Below are 17017 nucleotides of genomic sequence, written 5' to 3' on the forward strand. Positions count from 1 at the left end.
GAACGGCTTTTGGCTGCTGCCATATGGGTGAAGCCCACATCGCCCAGCCCGTTAATGCTCTGTATTTTGTAGTTAATCTTTCACAAAAGCAAAACGGCAGCGTCATTCAGTGTGTAAAAATCAACCAACCTGAATGCTCGACTACCGTTTCGTTATTACTTTGGCTGCTTAAAACGTCAGGCCTTAACCCGCCAGCACCTTCTTGATGCTCTCGCGGAACTTCTGCCCTTCTTTCAGGTTACGCAGGCCGTAGTTCACAAACGCCTGCATATAGCCCATTTTCTTACCGCAGTCATAGCTTTCACCGGTCATCAGTGCAGCTTCGACCGGCTGTTTCTTCGCAAGCGCTGCGATGGCATCGGTCAGTTGGATACGGCCCCAGGCACCCGGTTCGGTATTGGCCAGCTCATCCCAGACATCAGCCGACAGCACATAGCGTCCAACCGCCATCAGATCGGAATTCAGCGTCTGTGGCTGGTCCGGTTTCTCGATGAAATCGACGATGCGCGCAATCTTACCCGGGTTATCGAGCGGATCCTGCGTGGTGATCACTGAGTACTCAGAGAGATCGCCTTTCATGCGTTTTGCCAGTACCTGGCTGCGACCGGTTTCGTTGAAGCGCGCAACCATAGCCGCCAGATTGTAACGCAGCGGATCGGCCGTTGCATCGTCCAGAATAATATCCGGGAGCACCACCACGAAAGGATTGTTGCCGATGATGTGCTGCGCGCACAAAATCGAGTGGCCGAGACCCAACGCCTGCCCCTGACGCACGTTCATCATGGTCACACCCGGCGGGCAGATTGACTGTACTTCAGCCAGCAGCTGACGCTTAACGCGCTGCTCCAGCAGGGCTTCCAGCTCATAAGAGGTATCGAAGTGGTTTTCAACCGCGTTCTTGGATGAGTGGGTAACCAGAACAATCTCTTTGATACCCGCTGCGACGACTTCATCCACGATGTACTGAATCATCGGTTTGTCGACGATGGGCAGCATTTCTTTAGGAATCGCTTTCGTTGCCGGCAGCATATGCATGCCGAGGCCTGCAACCGGGATAACCGCTTTTAAATTACTCATCTCTCTTCCACCTCTAAACGTTAATAATGCTGAATCCTGTAAGCGCGGGCCGCGGGAACCTCTCGTTCAGCGCGACGCCCCAGTTCTTATGGGTTAAGGAATACGTTAATCATAAGAACTGACTTACCTTTCAATGTGGCTCAGAGGATTCGGAAAAAAAAGCGAACCGTGCATTTTCCGGAACAACCGCAGCCCGAACGCTATTATTCAGAAACGAAGGTGATATCGTCTTTCTTCACCGCCACGAACTCATACTGTAGCGTACGATCCAGCCCTTCTGACAGGCTGTACGGCGCGATGAAGCCAGACTGATGCACTTTGGTGGCATCGAACTGGGTGGTAGCGCAGAACTTCTTCACGCGCACCGCGCTGACGGCATACTTTTTACCCGTCAGTTTACTCAACACATCAAAGCACATCCCGCCGATCATGCCGACCGGATACGGGAGGTGTACGGAAGGAATCTTTTTGTTCAGGCTCTGTTCCACTTCCGCTACCAGCTGATTCATATTCAGGTCGGGTTTATCAACGTAGTTATAAACCTGGTAGCCCGGCGTCACGTTCTGCAGCTTAAACTTGATGAAGGCAACGATGTTACCGACGTAGGCCATCGACTTATAGTTGTTGCCCGCCCCCACCATGGCAAAGCGCCCGCTGGAGATTTGCTTAAGCAGATTATAAACGTTACCGCGGTTACGCTCGCCGAAAATCACCGTCGGACGCACAATGGTTAGCGAGCGTGTTTCCGGTGAGCGGCCATACCACTCGCGCAGAACTTCTTCGGCCTGCCATTTGCTTTTGCCATAGTGGTTGAAAGGGTCGACCGGATGCGTTTCGTCAGGGTTGGTTTTGTTCAGACCATACACTGCAACCGAGCTGGTGAAGATGATGTTATTGATGTTGTGCTTGTCCATGGCAGCCAGCACGTTACGGGTGCCCTGCACGTTGACATCGTAGTACAGCGAGGTGGGGCTGACATCATCGCGGTGTTCAGCCGCCAGCAGCACCACGGTTGAGCAGGATTCAAAGAGGCTATCGAGGGTGTCCGGGTCGCGCACATCACCGATCGCAGTTAACTCGGGGTAAAAGTGGCTGGTTTGTTTGTCTACGTTCTTGATATCGAAATCAGCAATTGCGGTTTCAATCAGTCGAGTACCAACAAAACCGGACGCGCCGATAAAAATAACCTTCTCTTTCATGTCCTGCCCGATGCGTTATTTGTGCGAAAAAAAACTGAAAGCGCTCTCCTGCTTTCACAAACAGGAAGCGACTTTCAGTATTGAATATGCGTCCCGTAAATTCAGACCCAGAAGTATAAACCTTTGCCCCGGGACTGCCAGTAGAAAAAATCCCAAACCCTGTCAAAGTTCACGATGTGAATGAGTGACGTACAGCGCGCTTCGCTGCGGATTTGGGATTGTTCCGGGCTAGCCTTTACGTGCCGGCAGCGCGAAGTTGATGGTCGAGACGTTGAGATGCTTATGATCCAGGCGGTCGATATCTACTGAACTGTCGCCGTTTTCGTTCACCGCGTTGATGTTTGCCATCGACAGCAGCGTATCGTGTTTCGCCGCGAACTTACCGCGCACGTCCTTACGCAGGTCGAAGTGCAGCCGCATCGCCGGGCCGCGCGCCGCAGGCTGCATGATGTCGATATTACGTAAGAACAGGTGCTGCGGTTTGTTATGCAGCTCCAGCGAGGCACGCGTCATCTTCAGGTTGGTGATGGCCACAAACGAGGTGGCATTCCCGGAGGAGATCTGAATACCGCGCAGCTTCCAGGGCAGGTCGCCGTTCAGCAGCGCCACGTCGTTCAGCTTGAAGTTCTGCGGAATCGACAGGTATTTCCCCTTCACCACTCCGTAGCCAATCAGCATCCCGGCGCTGTTTTTCATCTTCACGTTATCGATGATGAAGTTGTCGCAGCCGTAGATTGCCACGGTGGCGTTATCAATCCCGGCTTTTTTACTGAAGTCGGGCGTGATGTTCTCCGCCTTGATATTACGAATAATAAAGTGTTTGCCGTTCTCGACGTGGACCAGCTGGCGGCAGTTGCGACCAGTGATGTTCGCGACCACAAAATGCTTCACCGCCTGATCTTCCGGATAGTCATTGTCGTAGGTGCTGCCCGCAAGCCCGATCCCGATGCCCCAGTTAATTTTGCCGTTGGTGCAGTTGATGTCCTCCAGCAGGTGATCGGAGATCAGCAGGTCGCGGTCGTTGATGGCGACGTTCCACTCGATGGCATCCCCCTGCAAGCGTCGGAACTGGCAGTGGACGATACGCACGTTGGTCATCTGGTTATGGAAGCCCTGACGCAGAATGGCGTAGTTGGCATCGTGCACGTTCAGGTTTTCCACCAGGAAGTTATTCATCACCCGCTTCTGCTTGCCGCCGATATAGATCAGCGCCACCGGCGCCAGGCCGGTCATCTCCAGATCGCGGATGACGCAGTCCGAGCCGCGCACGTCCAGCACCAGGTTATTGATTCTGCCCTTCCCTTCGCCACGCACGCTGCATCCGTCCTGCAGGATAAAGCGCCCTTTGCCGTTGCCCTTCAGGCCACCGGCAATAAGCAGCGTGGCGCCCGGCGGCATCCACACCGCGCTGTTGATGTTATCGCACACCAGATTTGCCGGAACGTGGACGGTTTTACCGGTCTGAAACGCGCGTTTGAAGGCGTCCGGCCAGTCCGAGCGAAAGAAATCCTGCACGTTTACCGTATCGCCCGCGGCGGCGCGCGCCAGCGGGCTGTAGAGCAGAGGAGAGACGGCCAGCAGCGAGCTGGCCTGAAGAAGCGTACGGCGGGAGAGCGTGGAAAAGACGTTGGTGTGGCTGTCGTTGCGCATAAATCCTCAACGTAGTCAGAGAGTGCTCAGCAGTCCGGAGAGTTTCCGGTAGATAACCTGCTGATTGAAGTCGGTTTCCACCTTCTGGCGCGCCCGGGCGAGCACCGGCTCCAGCGAGTCGCGATCGAGCGCGATAAACTCTTCCAGGCTCTGGGCCAGTGCCTGAGGGTCGTTTTCCGGCACCAGCCAGCCGGATTCGCCGGCTTCGATAAGCTCGGGAATACCGCTGTGTACGGTGGAAACCACGGGAATGCCGACGGCCATCGCTTCCATCAGCGCCACCGGGATGCCTTCCATGTCACCATCAATACCGGTCACCGACGGCAGCAGGAACAGGTCGGCCTGGTCCAGCATCGCTTTCACTTCATGGCTCGGTTTAAAGCCCGGCATAAAGATCACATCTTCCAGCTGATACTGTTCGATCAGGGTGCGCAGACGCCGTTCCCAGGGACCGATACCTAGTATGTTGTAACGAAAGTCGACGCCGCGCCCTTTGAGCAGGCGGCAGGCTTCGATAGCGACGTGCAGCCCTTTTTTCTCGGTCAGACGCGCCACGGAGATGATCTCCAGCGGCGTACCCGGCGCTTTGGCCGGACGGCGCGAGAACTTCTCCATATCCACGCCCATGCGCGATACCGCGATTTTCTGCGGCGGGCAGCCCATCTCTTTGAGGCGTCCGGCCCACAGATCGCTTATCGGCAGCATCAGGTCGCCGCGATCGAACAGCTTTTTGTACTCGGGGATATAGTGCTCCAGCACCTCACGGTGGGAGACGTCAATCCCGTGAAACACGGTGGCAATCTTGCCGCGCAGCACGCCTAGCTCACGCAGCTTGGCCGCCGTCACGCCCGCCGGGCCGAAGTGGGCGATAAACACGTCGGCGGCGATCTCACCGTTAACCCGGCCGCAGATGGCGGAGAGGATCAGATTGCGGGCCTCGTCCCCGTAGCGCGCCATGTTCAGCGCGCGCCAGGTGCGGCCTTTGCCGATGCCCTTCAGGGTGTTCATCGCGCGAAAGCGCAGCTTATCCATCCTGCGCTCCGGCTCGTCGAGCAGCCAGGTGGTTTTCTCGGCCAGGTTATACTGCTGCCACGCCGTATGGGTATTCTGCAGATCGCCCTTATGAATCGAGACAATCTCCACCTCGTAGCCCATGTTGATAAACGCTACGATCTGGTTGAGCACGAAGGTTTCCGATGCCACCGGAAATTTCAGCAGGAAGAAGCTGACTTTCATCGGCTGCCTCCCACGCGTGCCAGCACCGATTGCACCATCTGCTGCCCTTTTTCACGCTCGGCGGCGACGGCGACGGCCAGCCGCTGGTTGATCTCAGGCAGCTGCCCGAGGGTATCCCCGACCATGGTCTGTAACGAGCCGTCGAGCAGGTGGCGAATATCGATGGCCATCTCCGGCATCCCAAGCTGCTGCATGATGCCCGCCGACTTGTGCTCATAGTTGATGGCGATAGCCGGGGTGGCGAAGTTCATGGAGATGATCGCCGAGTGCAGACGCGTTCCGACGGTCAGCTCGCAGGCGCCGAGAATTTTGCCCATCTCAAGGTCGTTCAGTTCGTCCATCACCACGTGGAAGCGCGACGGGTCCTTAACCAGCTTGCTGAGGTTAAGCGCCACCATGCGGTCATCTTTGTTGTAGCTGTCGATGCCGGTGCAGGTGGAGAGCGCCAGCACCTGATAGCCTTCATCAATAATGCGGTTCACCACGCCAGCGAACGCCTGTTCGTAGGCCTGCTGGGTGGTACCGAGGCGCTTATCGAAGGGAGCCAGTTCACGCAGGGTAATGGCCACGGTTTTGTCGCGCGCGGCGACGTCCAGCCAGTGCTGTACCGCATAGCTCGGGACGAAATCGTCGTTGTGATGCTCCACCAGCCAGGCGGTGTCTACTCCCAGCTCCACTTTCGAGGTATCAATCTGCCCTTTCTTCATCAGGTCGAGGCTGACGGTTTCGCGCAGGATCAGCGCATCACAGTGGCCGAACACGTAGTTCGCCAGCTGGTTAAACTGTGGCTCCTGGAACGGACCCACGCTGTGGCCGATCATATAGAGCGGCTTTTTCGCCATAAAGGCGCACAGGGCGTGCTCAAACTGCGGCGTGCCGTACAGGTCAACGAAGAACGATCCGCCGACCTGAATAATGGCATCGTAGCCGTTCAGCAGGCTGACAAAATCGGTGAAGCCCTGGGCCAGGGAGATGTTGCGCAGCTTACCGTTGCCGGTCACCTTCGAGAGCAGCACCTGATGCTGGTAGCGACGGCGCAATACTTTCTTCACCCGGCCCATCACGCCGGCGGCGTTGTTGAACTGCTTCATCTGCTTATAGAGCGGGTCCGGCATCACGTCCCGGTCCAGCAGCCAGGCGGAGCTCACCGGGAAGCGGCTCATCACATCCACCTCTGCGGTGGGGTCCTGAAGGGAAATCGCATCAATCAAGCCGCGCAAAATGGCGCTGTCACCGCGGTTACCGCAGGTGTGATTGCCTAAAATTAGTAACTTCATGTTGACCTCAAAACGGGGTTCTCAAATTGGATGTCATCGGCTTAGCCAGCGCGAAGCAGCATTTTCATTTTATCGTTACGGCAAAACTGACGTTTCAGCTCGACCACCAGCGCATTGCGCGACAGCACAATCATCACGCCAAAGGCCAGCACCCCGGCGCCAATCTGCACCGCCAGCAGCGAGGCGAGTGGCAGATGGCCGTCCAGCGCCACGCCGAGCGCCCAGCTCACCACCAGCGTCGGCAGCGACAGGTAGAACGGCAGCCAGATGCTCTGGATGTACTCCCGGTAGCTGGAGCCCAGCACCGGTTTAATCATCACGAAGTAGCTCAGCACGGTGTTGACGATCTGCACCAGCAGGAAGCCCAGCGTCACGCCAAGTGCGCCGGCCATATGGCCGCCGACGATAATTGCCGGAATAAACAGGAAGGTTTTGAACACGTTGAATTTGAAGCTGATATCGACCCGCGCTTTGGCCATCAGCAGCGACCCGATAGGGTTACCGATGGAGCGCAGCAGGCCGACGATGCAGAGCAGCTGCAGGATGGGAATGATGCTGACCCACTTCTCGCCAAACACCAGCGGCACAAAGTTGTTGGATACCACCATCAGCCCCAGCAGCGCCGGGAAGTTGATGATCCCCACCACCGAGAGCAGCTTGTAGAAGTTAAGGCGCAGCTTGCCGATGTCGTCCTGGATTTTGGCGAACGCCGGGAACAGCACGCGGGTGATGATCGGGTTGAGCTTCATCGGCGGCACCACCGCCACGTTGTAGGCGAGGTTGTAGCCCCCGGCGACGCTCGCGCCGAGAATACGCGCCAGCACCAGCGTCGAGAGGTTGGTGTTGACGTAGTTGATCAGGCTGTCCGCGGTAAGCCAGGCGCCGAACCGCAGGTTAGAGGCCACCGAGCGCAGCGAGAAGTGAAGCCCCGGACGGTAAATCTTGCGCCCGAAGAAGCCAAACAGCATCGTGCGCACCACGCTGTTGACCAGATACCCCCAGATAGCGGTCATCGCCACCGGCCAGAACTGGGCGCTCACCACGGTAAAGGTGAACCCGGCCATGACCGAGAAGGTCTCAATCGAGCCGATCTTGTTGAACTCCAGCTCTTTCTGCATCAGCGCGCGGAACTGCTGACCGTGCGGAATAACCACGAAAGCAAACGACAGGGTTTGAATCAGCGGCGCCAGATCGGGGTTGTTGAGCGCTCCGGCGATGACATCGCCCAGCAGGAACATGGCGATGCACACCACGATCCCCAGCCCGACGTTCAGCCAGTAGAGGGTGGTCAGTTCGAGATTCGAGATCTCTTTGCGCTGGATGATTGAGTTCGCGATGCCGAAATCGGACAGCGTATCGGCGAGGGCGATAATCACCAGCGCCACCGTCAGCAGCCCGAACTGGTGGCTGTCGATGATGCGCGCCAGCACCGTCATCTGAATCAGCCCGAGGCTGATAATGATGACGGTGGCCATGGCTGACCACTTCGCCCCGCTGATGGTTTTATTTCTCAGGCTCATGCGTACTCGCTTAATAGGCCGCTTTGTTAACAAAGCCTTTGAAGATGGTCAGAAAAACAATCTTGATATCAAACCAGAGGCTCCACTCACGGATGTACTCCAGGTCGAACTCAACGCGTTTTTCCATTTTTTCCAGGGTGTCCGTTTCACCGCGCCAGCCGTTGATCTGCGCCCAGCCGGTGATACCCGGTTTCACTTTATGACGCAGCATGTAGCCCTGGATCAGCGAGCGATACTGTTCGTTGTGCGCCACGGCGTGTGGACGCGGCCCGACGATGGACATCCCGCCGGTCAGCACGTTGATGAACTGCGGCAGCTCGTCAAGCGAGGTACGACGCAGGAAGTTGCCCACCCGGGTGACGCGCGGGTCGTTCTGGGTCGCCTGGGTCACGACGGCGTCGTTCTCCATGACGCGCATCGAACGGAACTTCCACACCTTGATCGGCTTCCCGTCCATGCCGTAGCGGGTCTGACGGAAAATAATCGGGCCAGGAGAGCTCATCTTCACCGCCACGGCGATGCAGCACAGCACCGGGGAGATGAGCAGCAGGATCATGGCCGACAGCACGATGTCCTCCAGACGCTTGAGCACGCGGTTGACACCGCTCAGCGGGGTATCGAACAGCGGCACCACCGGCACGCCGTTCACCTCTTCGATGCGCGAGTGCAGGATATTAAAGGTGAAGACGTCAGGAATAAGGATTACCGAGCAGGTGGTGTCGGCCAGGGACTGCACCAGCTTTTTGATTTTTGACTCTTCGCACATCGGCATGGCGATGTAGACGTTGTGGATCTTTGCCGCGCGCGCGTCTTCCACCAGTTGCTCAAGGGTACCGGCCCACTGGGCGGAAACGCCCTCTTCACCTGGATCGTGGTAGACGCCTACCACCTCAAAACCCAGCCAGGGCTCATTACGGAAGCTGTTCGCCAGCTCGCTGCCCACCGGCAGCGCACCGGCAATCGCCACGCGGCGAGTGTTATACCCGTGATGGCGCAGCCAGCCCGCACCGAAGCGGATAAGGGAGCGGCACACCACCAGCCCGACGCTGCTGAGGAAGTACCAGGCAAAAATCAGGCCAAACGAGGCGTCAAAGTCGCTATTGAAGGCCATCAGTCCGGCGCTGAAGATGATGCTCAGGGTCCAGTTCTGGAGCAGCAGCATCAGTTCGGTTGAGATCTTCACGCCGCGCCATGAGCGGTAGAAATCGGTGATTCCCCCGATCATCTGGAACACGACGAGGGTCATCAGCGCCATCAGTAGGTGAATGTAGAAAAACGGCAGCGCGTAAACCTTACATACCACCCACAGTCCGAAGAACATGATGGTGATGTCAGAGAATCGTTGCACCATTGAAATTAACGATGCATTTGTTTTCGCCCGCTCGCGCTTTTTTAGATTTGTCATCGTTTTACCCGTTAGCGCCGAGGCGCACTGTAGACGGTCGGCGTCGTCTGTTCCTTTTTCCGTGAGGCGTGCACTACGCGCGCCCCACCCTCCTTAGAACATCACGTCGGGGCGTCGGCCCGGCCCGCTCGTCAGTGAGCGAACCGGGGCGATATCCCGGATGATCACTGCGTCAGCAGCGCCAGAATCTCTTTGGTTCGCGCCTGCATCAGTTCCGGATTGGCGCGCGACTCCACGTTCAGGCGCACCACCGGTTCGGTGTTGGAACTGCGCAGATTGAAGCGCCAGTCCACGAACGCCATGCTGATGCCGTCGGTGCGATCCACCGACAGTGCCTGCGGCGCGAAGTGCTGCTCCACCCGGGCAATCGCCTGCGCCGGTTCGGCAATCTTGTTGTTAATTTCGCCGCTTGCCGGGAAGGCCGCCATGCGGTCGCGCACCAGTTCACCCAGCGACTGCCCTTTCAGGCTCACCAGTTCGGCCACCAGCAGCCACGGGATCATCCCGCTGTCGCAGTAGGCGAAATCGCGGAAATAGTGGTGGGCGCTCATTTCGCCGCCGTAGATGGCGTCTTCCTGGCGCATACGCTCTTTGATAAAGGCGTGGCCGGTTTTCGACATCACCGGCGCACCGCCCGCGGCGGTCACCACGTCAACCGTGTTCCAGGAGAGGCGCGGGTCGTGGATGATTTTCGCGCCGGGGTGTTTTTCGAGGAACGCTTCGGCCAGCAGGCCAACGATGTAGTAGCCCTCGATAAACTGCCCGGTTTCGTCAAACAGGAAGCAGCGGTCGAAATCGCCGTCAAAGGCGATGCCCATGTCCGCGCCGTGCTCAATCACCGCGTTGCGGGTATCGTCCCGGCACTCGGGCAGCAGTGGGTTAGGAATACCGTTCGGGAAGTTGCCGTCCGGGGTGTTGTGTACCTTGATGAACTGCACCGGTACGCCAAGCGCAGTGAAGCGCGCTTCGATAGCGTCCACCACCGGACCGGCCGCGCCGTTACCGGAGTTGATCACAAGCTTCAGCGGCGCGAGGTTTTTCACGTCGATGTAGCTCAGCAGATGGTCGATGTAGGCATCGCGCAGATTGATCTGCTTATAGCTGCCGCGTGCGGCCTCATTCACCGGCGGGAAGTCGTTGGCTTCGGCGAGGCGCTGTACGTCACGCAGGCCGGTGTCGCCGCTGATCGGGCGCGCGCCTTCGCGCACCAGCTTCATGCCGTTATAGTCCATCGGGTTATGGCTGGCGGTCACTTCGATGCCGCCGTCCACCCCGAGATGGAAGGTGGCGAAATAGATCTCTTCGGTGCCGGACAGGCCGATATCCAGCACGTCCACGCCCGCGTCCTGTAAGCCGCGCGCCAGCGCCAGCTTCAGGGCTTCGCTGGTCAGGCGCACGTCGCCGCCCAGCACAATGGTTTTTGGCTTCAGGAACTCGCCGTAGGCGCGGCCGATACGCCACGCGATGTCTTCATTCAACTCTTCGCCCAGACGGCCACGAATGTCGTAGGCTTTAAAACAGGTTAACTTTTCCATTTTTTTATCTCTTGGTTACGCTTTTTTCGGAAAACCGTTATTCATTGGGATGCTGCGCGCTTCAGGTGGCAGGCGGCGGTACCGCTGCCTGCCCCTGAAAAGGCCGCCGGATCAGACGCGGCCGTAGCGGTCGGCAAACCGCACCACGTCGTCCTCTTCGAGGTACGATCCGGACCGCACTTCAATCAGGTCGAGCGCGATTTTGCCGGGATTCTCCAGGCAGTGGGTCGCACCCAGCGGGATGTAAATGGATTCGTTTTCACCCAGCAGTTTGATGTCGTCGTTGATGGTCACCTTCGCGGTACCGGCCACCACAATCCAGTGCTCGGCGCGGTGGTGATGCATCTGCAGTGACAGCCCTTCGCCCGGCTTCACGGTGATGCGTTTCACCTGATAGCGATCGCCGGCGTCGATGGAGTCGTATTTGCCCCACGGACGGTACACTTCGCGGTGGATATGGTGCTCATGGCGACCGTCGGCTTTGATCTGCTCCACCACCTTCTTCACGTCCTGAACGTGATTACGGTCAGCAATCAGCACCGCATCTTTGGTCTGCACCACCACAAGATCCTTCACGCCAACCGTGGTCACCAGACCCGACTCGGCGTAGACGTAGCTGTTTTCGGTCTTATGGCTGATGACGTCGCCATGATGGACGTTTCCCTCTGGCGTCCGCGGGCTTATCTCCCACAGCGACGACCAGGAGCCTACGTCGCTCCAGCCTGCGTCCATCGGCACCACCACCGCATCGGCGGTTTTTTCCATCACCGCGTAGTCGATAGACTCTTCCGGACAGGCGAGGAAGGCCTCTTCATCCACGCGAATAAAATCGAGATCCGGGTCAACGGTGCTCATGGCACGCTCGCAGGCTTCGAGGATATCCGGGCGATATTTGCCCAGCTCTTCCAGATAGCGACCGGCGCGGAACAGGAACATACCGCTGTTCCAGTAGTACTCCCCGGACGCCACATAGGCCTGGGCGGTGTCGAGATTCGGTTTTTCCACAAACTGCGCCACGCTGAACGCCACCGCGTCCACGTCCGCCGTGCCAGGGTTGGAGACCTCGCCGCGGCGGATATAGCCGTAGCCGGTTTCCGGCAGATCCGGCACGATGCCGAAGGTCACCAGCTTGCCGCTCTCGGCAAACGGCGTGGCGGCGCGCACCGCGTCGCGGAACGCCTCTTCGTTCTGGATAACGTGGTCAGCCGCGAGGACCAGCATCAGCGGATCGTTATCCGGGCTATTGCGCACCGCGGCCAGCGCCGCCAGTGCGATCGCCGGGGCGGTATTGCGGCCCGCCGGTTCGAGGATGATGTTTTCCGTCAGCTTGTTGAGCTGGCGCAGCTGCTCGGCGACGATAAAACGGTGCTGCTCGTTGCAGATCACTACCGGGCTTTCGCACTGCACGCCGTTGAGGCGGCAGATGGTGGCCTGCAGCATGGTCAGCTCGCCTTTCAGGCACAGGAACTGTTTCGGATAGAGCACGCGGGAGAGCGGCCACAGACGGCTGCCGGAACCGCCCGCCATGATCACCGGGTAGAGTTGAGACTGGCTCATGATTGATCCCCGTATTTTCTTTCGCCCACCGCCGCGTGCGGATCAACCTGTCCGCCGGTGCGCTGAGCGTCAATATCAGCAATAAACTGGCTTAACACGTTCTCTTTCTCGAGCGTGCGTTCGGCATATTCACGTGCCACCGTGTTTTCTTCCGGCATCGCCAGCGCTTGCAGAATGCCGGCCGCGAGGGCATCAACGGACTCTGGCTCGACGCAAACGGCAATGCCGGGATAGGTAGTGCAAAGCTGGCCCAGCTCGGTCTGCGCTTCTGCGGTGATCACCGCATTGCCGCCGACCGCCAGAATGTTGGTGAGCTTGGACGGCAGTACCGCATCCGCCGCACCGCGGCGCTGGATAACCAGATGGCAATCGCCCATCTTCAGCAGAGCAGGCAGCGCCTCGTAAGGCTGCAGCGGGAAGAATTTGACGTTGTGCAGGCCGCGGTCGGCGACCATTTTCTCCAGCCGCGCTTTGCCGCCGCCCTGCCCGACGATGGCGAAGGTCCAGGGACGATCGCGGAAGCGGTCGGCGACCTCAATCACGTTCTCAAGCCCCTGCTTCTCGCCGACGTTGCCGGAGTAGAGCAGCACTTTGTGATCGGCCGGCAGCCCAAGCTGGGTGCGCAGCGCCGCGACCTGAGCGGCATCGACATCGCGAAAACGCGCCACTTCAGACCAGTTAGGGAAGAAAATAACGCGCGACGGGTCGACGCCCTTCTCGATGGCTTTGTTCATCATCGAGCGCGAAATGGTAGAGACGTTATCGACGTTGTGCAGACCGCTGCGTTCGAAGCGGCTGGCAAGACGCGCCACGGTGCCGCCCTCGCCTTTCCCGGCCATACCGAGGCCGAGCATGGCATCCACTTCGTAATCCTGAATGTGCAGGACGGTGTGCGCCCCGGTCAGTTTCGCCAGCAGGCGCATGCCCGGTACGCAGAACAGGGTCGGCACCACGCCGATGATGACATCCGGCTTCCAGCTGCGCTGACCCAGCAGCGGGAACAGCGAACTGAAGGCGAAACTGCCCAGGTGAATCAGGCGTTTCAGGGTTGACGGCTGCTTTGGAACATAGAGCGGGCAGCGCCAGACGGTGGCGGCGCTCTGCTCTTTACGGTAGCGCCAGCTAGCATAGCCGTTCTGTACCGCCCACTGCGGGTAGTACGGCGGCGCGGTGATGACGTGAACGTCATGGCCCTGACGGGCCATCCATTCCACCATCTCCCCGGTGTACTTCCCGGTGCCGGTCAGCTCCGGGGCGTAGTTAATTCCGTACACCAGTATCTTCATAGCCCCGGCGCCTCCGCTTTGCGCGCGTCCAGAAAGTAAGCCCGGCTGTTGTCGTGCACATCGTTACCGGCCAGCAGCGCCTCAGGGGTCTGCCAGCGGTAGTCGTTGTGCTGCTCGTCAGGCAGACGCAGGTCCGCCTGCGTCACCTTCAGCCGGAAGCCGAGCACGATATAGTGGGTAGAGAAATCGGTGCCGGAGAAGTTGTCGTCATAGAAGTGCTGCCAGACGCCATAGAACTCCCCGTCACCCATTGCATACCCTTTCCCCAGTTCGGCCTGCGTCAGACGTTCAAACGCCGCCGCCAGGGTTTCGTCTTTCTGCACGCGTCCCCCCGGCACGAACCAGAAGCCCTGTGCCGGACGGTTGTTGCGCTTGCCAAGCAGAAACTCTCCCCGCTCGTTCTCGACGATCAGATCGATTGAGATAAGCGGCGTGGAGCGCACCACGGTGGCAAAGTCTTGCTGGCTTAAAAACATCCCTTACCCCCGGAACCGGTTCTGGTTTTCAAGGAACCACTGGTAGGTGCTGGCCAGACCCGCTTCCAGCGAGATCTCGTGATACCAGCCCAGCGCGTGCAGACGCGTTACGTCGAGCAGCTTGCGCGGCGTTCCGTCCGGCTTGGTGGCATCAAACACCACGCGGCCCTTGTAGCCGGTAACCTGCGCGATGGTCTGCGCCAGCTCACGGATGGTGCAGTCCACGCCGGTACCGACGTTGATGTGCGACAGCATCGGCTCGGTGTTCTCCTGCCATACCTCGCGGTCCAGCTCCATGATGTGAATGCTGGCAGCCGCCATGTCATCCACGTGCAGGAACTCGCGCATCGGCGTACCGCTGCCCCACACCACTACGTCCGGCGTGTTCTGCTCGGTCGCTTCGTGGAAGCGGCGCAGCAGCGCAGGGATCACGTGGGAGTTGCTCGGGTGGAAGTTGTCGTTCGGCCCGTACAGGTTGGTCGGCATCACCGAGCGGTAATCGCGATCGTGCTGGCGGTTATAGGACTCGCACAGCTTGATCCCGGCGATTTTGGCAATCGCGTACGGCTCGTTAGTCGGCTCCAGGGTTCCCTGCAGCAGTTCGCTTTCCGCGATAGGCTGCTTCGCCAGCTTCGGATAGATACAGGATGAGCCGAGGAACAGCAGCTTGTTCACGTTGTGCAGGTGCGCAGCGTGAATGATGTTGCTCTCGATCATCATGTTTTCGTAGATGAAGTCAGCCGGGTAGGTATTGTTCGCCACAATACCCCCCACTTTCGCCGCCGCCAGGTAAACCTGGTCAATCTGCTGTTCGGCGAAGAAGGCGTTGACCGCCCCGCTGTCCAGCAGGTTGAGTTCGTCACGGTTGCGCAGCACCAGCTCGATCTCATCGCGCTGTTCGAGCTGGCGTACGATGGCCGACCCCACCATCCCGCGGTGGCCGGCAACGAAGACACGTTGTTTTTTCATGCTCAGGACTCCAGCGCGATGGCAACCTCGTAGCCATGGGACTTCAGCAACGAGTGTTTCTTCGCGGCTTCGAGATCTTTAGCAACCATCTCGGAGACCATTTCCTGCAGGGTGATTTCCGGTTTCCAGCCCAGTTTTTCGTGTGCTTTGGTCGGATCGCCGAGCAGGGTTTCCACTTCAGCAGGACGGAAGTAGCGCGGGTCAACCTGTACGATAACGTCGCCCGGCTTCACGCCCGGTGCGTCGTGACCGGTAACGGATACCACGATGCCTTTCTCATCCACGCCGGTGCCTTCAAAGCGCAGTTTGATACCTAGCTGGGCAGCCGCCATTTCCACAAACTGACGCACGGAGTACTGCACGCCGGTGGCGATAACGAAGTCTTCCGGTTTTTCCTGCTGCAGCATCATCCACTGCATTTTTACGTAGTCTTTGGCATGGCCCCAGTCACGCAGGGAGTCCATGTTGCCGAGGTGCAGGCAGGATTCCAGACCCTGAGCGATGTTGGCGATCGCGCGGGTGATTTTACGGGTCACGAAGGTTTCGCCGCGACGCGGGGATTCGTGGTTGAACAGGATGCCGTTGCAGGCATACATGCCGTAGGATTCACGGTAGTTGACGGTGATCCAGTAGGCGTACAGTTTGGCGACGGCATACGGAGAGCGCGGGTAGAACGGCGTGGTCTCTTTCTGCGGGGTTTCCTGCACCAGACCGTACAGCTCAGAGGTGGACGCCTGATAGAAACGGGTTTTCTTCTCAAGGCCCAGGAAGCGGATGGCTTCCAGCAGACGCAGCGTACCCATCGCATCGACGTCAGCGGTGTATTCCGGAGACTCGAAGGAAACGGCAACGTGGCTCATGGCACCCAGGTTGTACACTTCGTCCGGCTGCACTTCCTGCAGGATGCGCGTCAGGTTGGAGGTATCGGTCAGGTCACCGTAGTGAAGGTGGAATTTCGGGTTGGTGCTGTGCGGATCCTGGTAGATGTGATCCACACGTTCGGTATTGAAGGACGATGCACGACGCTTAATACCGTGAACTTCGTAGCCTTTTTCCAGCAGAAGTTCAGCCAGGTAGGAGCCATCCTGTCCGGTTACACCTGTGATGAGAGCAACTTTACTCATGATTTCATTTCCTCTGTTATTCGGTCTGGGCCTTAGACGTTTTCAGAAAAGGCGGATTTCGTGTTGCCCTGTTCAGGCTGTTGCGGTGAGAGTCCACTCTCACCCCGGTCCCCTCCGGCAAGAGGGGCTAAATCATTTCCCGTATCACCGGGAACGCGCTCCCGCACGATGACGGCCGGGTTGCCCCGACACACCACGTTCGGCGGTAAAGACTTGAATACGCTGCTGCGGGCGCCAACCACGGTGGTGTCGCCAATCGACACGCCCGGTGCCACAAACACATCGGTGGCCAGCCAGCACTTCTCGCCAATCACAATCGGCGAGGCGGTAATATCAAAATGTTTACTCAAATAGTCGTGGCTGCCGGTGCACAAATAGCACTTCTGCGAGACCACCGAATTGGCACCGAGGGTAATATCGCCCAGGGTATACAGCACCGCGTCGTCCCCTACCCAGGCGTAATCGCCTACGGTTAATTTCCACGGATAGGTTATTTTTACCGACGGGCGAATGACCACGCCTTTACCAATTCGCGCCCCAAACAGGCGTAATAAAAATGCTCGCCAGCGGTAGGCTATTTGCGGAGACCAGGCAAATAATGTTGCCTGCACCGCCCACCAGAGTTGAACCTTAATAGCATTCCCACCCCGGAACCCATTTGGCACCGAGAATCCTCTTAATTCTTGCATTTTCTTTCCCTATATTT

At 58.4% G+C, this 17017-nt stretch carries 13 protein-coding genes and 1 pseudogene; all 14 read right to left on the bottom strand.

What is annotated here, in order from left to right:
• Positions 1-183 precede the first annotated feature (183 nt).
• Positions 184-1077 (bottom strand): UTP--glucose-1-phosphate uridylyltransferase GalF, encoded by an 894-nt coding sequence (gene galF, locus DW58_RS09890; protein ID WP_024550491.1) that lies wholly within the window; start codon positions 1075-1077, stop codon positions 184-186.
• A 203-nt stretch (positions 1078-1280) separates the two neighbouring features.
• Complete coding sequence (locus tag DW58_RS09895) at positions 1281-2276, bottom strand: NAD-dependent epimerase/dehydratase family protein (protein WP_024550490.1); 996 nt, start codon at positions 2274-2276, stop codon at positions 1281-1283.
• Between the two features lie 228 nt (positions 2277-2504).
• Positions 2505-3926 (bottom strand): colanic acid biosynthesis protein WcaM, encoded by a 1422-nt coding sequence (gene wcaM, locus DW58_RS09900; RefSeq protein WP_024550489.1) that lies wholly within the window; start codon positions 3924-3926, stop codon positions 2505-2507.
• Between the two features lie 15 nt (positions 3927-3941).
• Positions 3942-5162 carry a colanic acid biosynthesis glycosyltransferase WcaL gene (gene wcaL / locus DW58_RS09905; RefSeq protein ID WP_024550488.1) on the bottom strand — a complete coding sequence of 407 codons (1221 nt, stop codon included), beginning with the start codon at positions 5160-5162 and terminating at the stop codon, positions 3942-3944.
• Positions 5159-6439 carry a colanic acid biosynthesis pyruvyl transferase WcaK gene (gene wcaK / locus DW58_RS09910; RefSeq protein ID WP_024550487.1) on the bottom strand — a complete coding sequence of 427 codons (1281 nt, stop codon included), beginning with the start codon at positions 6437-6439 and terminating at the stop codon, positions 5159-5161. Before wcaK ends, wcaL begins: the two co-directional genes overlap by 4 nt.
• Positions 6440-6480: 41 nt before the next feature.
• A complete protein-coding gene (locus DW58_RS09915) occupies positions 6481-7959 on the bottom strand; it encodes an MOP flippase family protein (protein WP_024550486.1) in 1479 nt (492 codons plus the stop codon).
• A 10-nt stretch (positions 7960-7969) separates the two neighbouring features.
• Positions 7970-9364, bottom strand: coding sequence for an undecaprenyl-phosphate glucose phosphotransferase (wcaJ, locus tag DW58_RS09920; protein ID WP_024550485.1), 1395 nt, complete (start codon positions 9362-9364; stop codon positions 7970-7972).
• Positions 9365-9528: 164 nt separating this feature from the next.
• Positions 9529-10899 carry a colanic acid biosynthesis phosphomannomutase CpsG gene (gene cpsG, locus DW58_RS09925; RefSeq protein WP_024550484.1) on the bottom strand — a complete coding sequence of 457 codons (1371 nt, stop codon included), beginning with the start codon at positions 10897-10899 and terminating at the stop codon, positions 9529-9531.
• Positions 10900-11010: 111 nt separating this feature from the next.
• Positions 11011-12456 (bottom strand): mannose-1-phosphate guanyltransferase, encoded by a 1446-nt coding sequence (gene cpsB, locus DW58_RS09930; RefSeq protein WP_024562412.1) that lies wholly within the window; start codon positions 12454-12456, stop codon positions 11011-11013.
• Positions 12453-13742: a colanic acid biosynthesis fucosyltransferase WcaI gene (gene wcaI, locus DW58_RS09935; RefSeq protein WP_024547807.1), complete on the bottom strand. Its 1290-nt coding sequence runs from the start codon at positions 13740-13742 to the stop codon at positions 12453-12455. Before wcaI ends, cpsB begins: the two co-directional genes overlap by 4 nt.
• Positions 13739-14218: a GDP-mannose mannosyl hydrolase gene (locus DW58_RS09940; protein WP_024547806.1), complete on the bottom strand. Its 480-nt coding sequence runs from the start codon at positions 14216-14218 to the stop codon at positions 13739-13741. The genes wcaI and DW58_RS09940 overlap by 4 nt, the downstream gene beginning before the upstream one ends.
• 3 nt (positions 14219-14221) lie before the next feature.
• Positions 14222-15187 carry a GDP-L-fucose synthase gene (gene fcl / locus DW58_RS09945; protein WP_024547805.1) on the bottom strand — a complete coding sequence of 322 codons (966 nt, stop codon included), beginning with the start codon at positions 15185-15187 and terminating at the stop codon, positions 14222-14224.
• Between the two features lie 2 nt (positions 15188-15189).
• On the bottom strand, positions 15190-16311 hold the full coding sequence (gmd, locus tag DW58_RS09950; protein WP_024547804.1) for a GDP-mannose 4,6-dehydratase: 1122 nt from the start codon (positions 16309-16311) through the stop codon (positions 15190-15192).
• Between the two features lie 152 nt (positions 16312-16463).
• A pseudogene (gene wcaF, locus DW58_RS09955) lies at positions 16464-17000 on the bottom strand (colanic acid biosynthesis acetyltransferase WcaF); the annotation flags it as partial.
• Positions 17001-17017: the final 17 nt, after the last annotated feature.

The organism is Siccibacter turicensis LMG 23730 (assembly GCF_000463155.2).
Classification (GTDB): domain Bacteria; phylum Pseudomonadota; class Gammaproteobacteria; order Enterobacterales; family Enterobacteriaceae; genus Siccibacter; species Siccibacter turicensis.

What these genes read in the sequence shown, in the direction of transcription:
- DW58_RS09915 (WP_024550486.1), bottom strand. Translation starts at nt 7,959, where the DNA reads ATGAGCCTGAGAAATAAAACCATCAGCGGGGCGAAGTGGTCAGCCATG.
- DW58_RS09895 (WP_024550490.1), bottom strand. Translation starts at nt 2,276, where the DNA reads ATGAAAGAGAAGGTTATTTTTATCGGCGCGTCCGGTTTTGTTGGTACT.
- cpsB (WP_024562412.1), bottom strand. Translation starts at nt 12,456, where the DNA reads ATGAGCCAGTCTCAACTCTACCCGGTGATCATGGCGGGCGGTTCCGGC.
- gmd (WP_024547804.1), bottom strand. Translation starts at nt 16,311, where the DNA reads ATGAGTAAAGTTGCTCTCATCACAGGTGTAACCGGACAGGATGGCTCC.
- DW58_RS09940 (WP_024547806.1), bottom strand. Translation starts at nt 14,218, where the DNA reads ATGTTTTTAAGCCAGCAAGACTTTGCCACCGTGGTGCGCTCCACGCCG.
- wcaL (WP_024550488.1), bottom strand. Translation starts at nt 5,162, where the DNA reads ATGAAAGTCAGCTTCTTCCTGCTGAAATTTCCGGTGGCATCGGAAACC.
- wcaI (WP_024547807.1), bottom strand. Translation starts at nt 13,742, where the DNA reads ATGAAGATACTGGTGTACGGAATTAACTACGCCCCGGAGCTGACCGGC.
- wcaJ (WP_024550485.1), bottom strand. Translation starts at nt 9,364, where the DNA reads ATGACAAATCTAAAAAAGCGCGAGCGGGCGAAAACAAATGCATCGTTA.
- galF (WP_024550491.1), bottom strand. Translation starts at nt 1,077, where the DNA reads ATGAGTAATTTAAAAGCGGTTATCCCGGTTGCAGGCCTCGGCATGCAT.
- wcaM (WP_024550489.1), bottom strand. Translation starts at nt 3,926, where the DNA reads ATGCGCAACGACAGCCACACCAACGTCTTTTCCACGCTCTCCCGCCGT.
- cpsG (WP_024550484.1), bottom strand. Translation starts at nt 10,899, where the DNA reads ATGGAAAAGTTAACCTGTTTTAAAGCCTACGACATTCGTGGCCGTCTG.
- wcaK (WP_024550487.1), bottom strand. Translation starts at nt 6,439, where the DNA reads ATGAAGTTACTAATTTTAGGCAATCACACCTGCGGTAACCGCGGTGAC.
- fcl (WP_024547805.1), bottom strand. Translation starts at nt 15,187, where the DNA reads ATGAAAAAACAACGTGTCTTCGTTGCCGGCCACCGCGGGATGGTGGGG.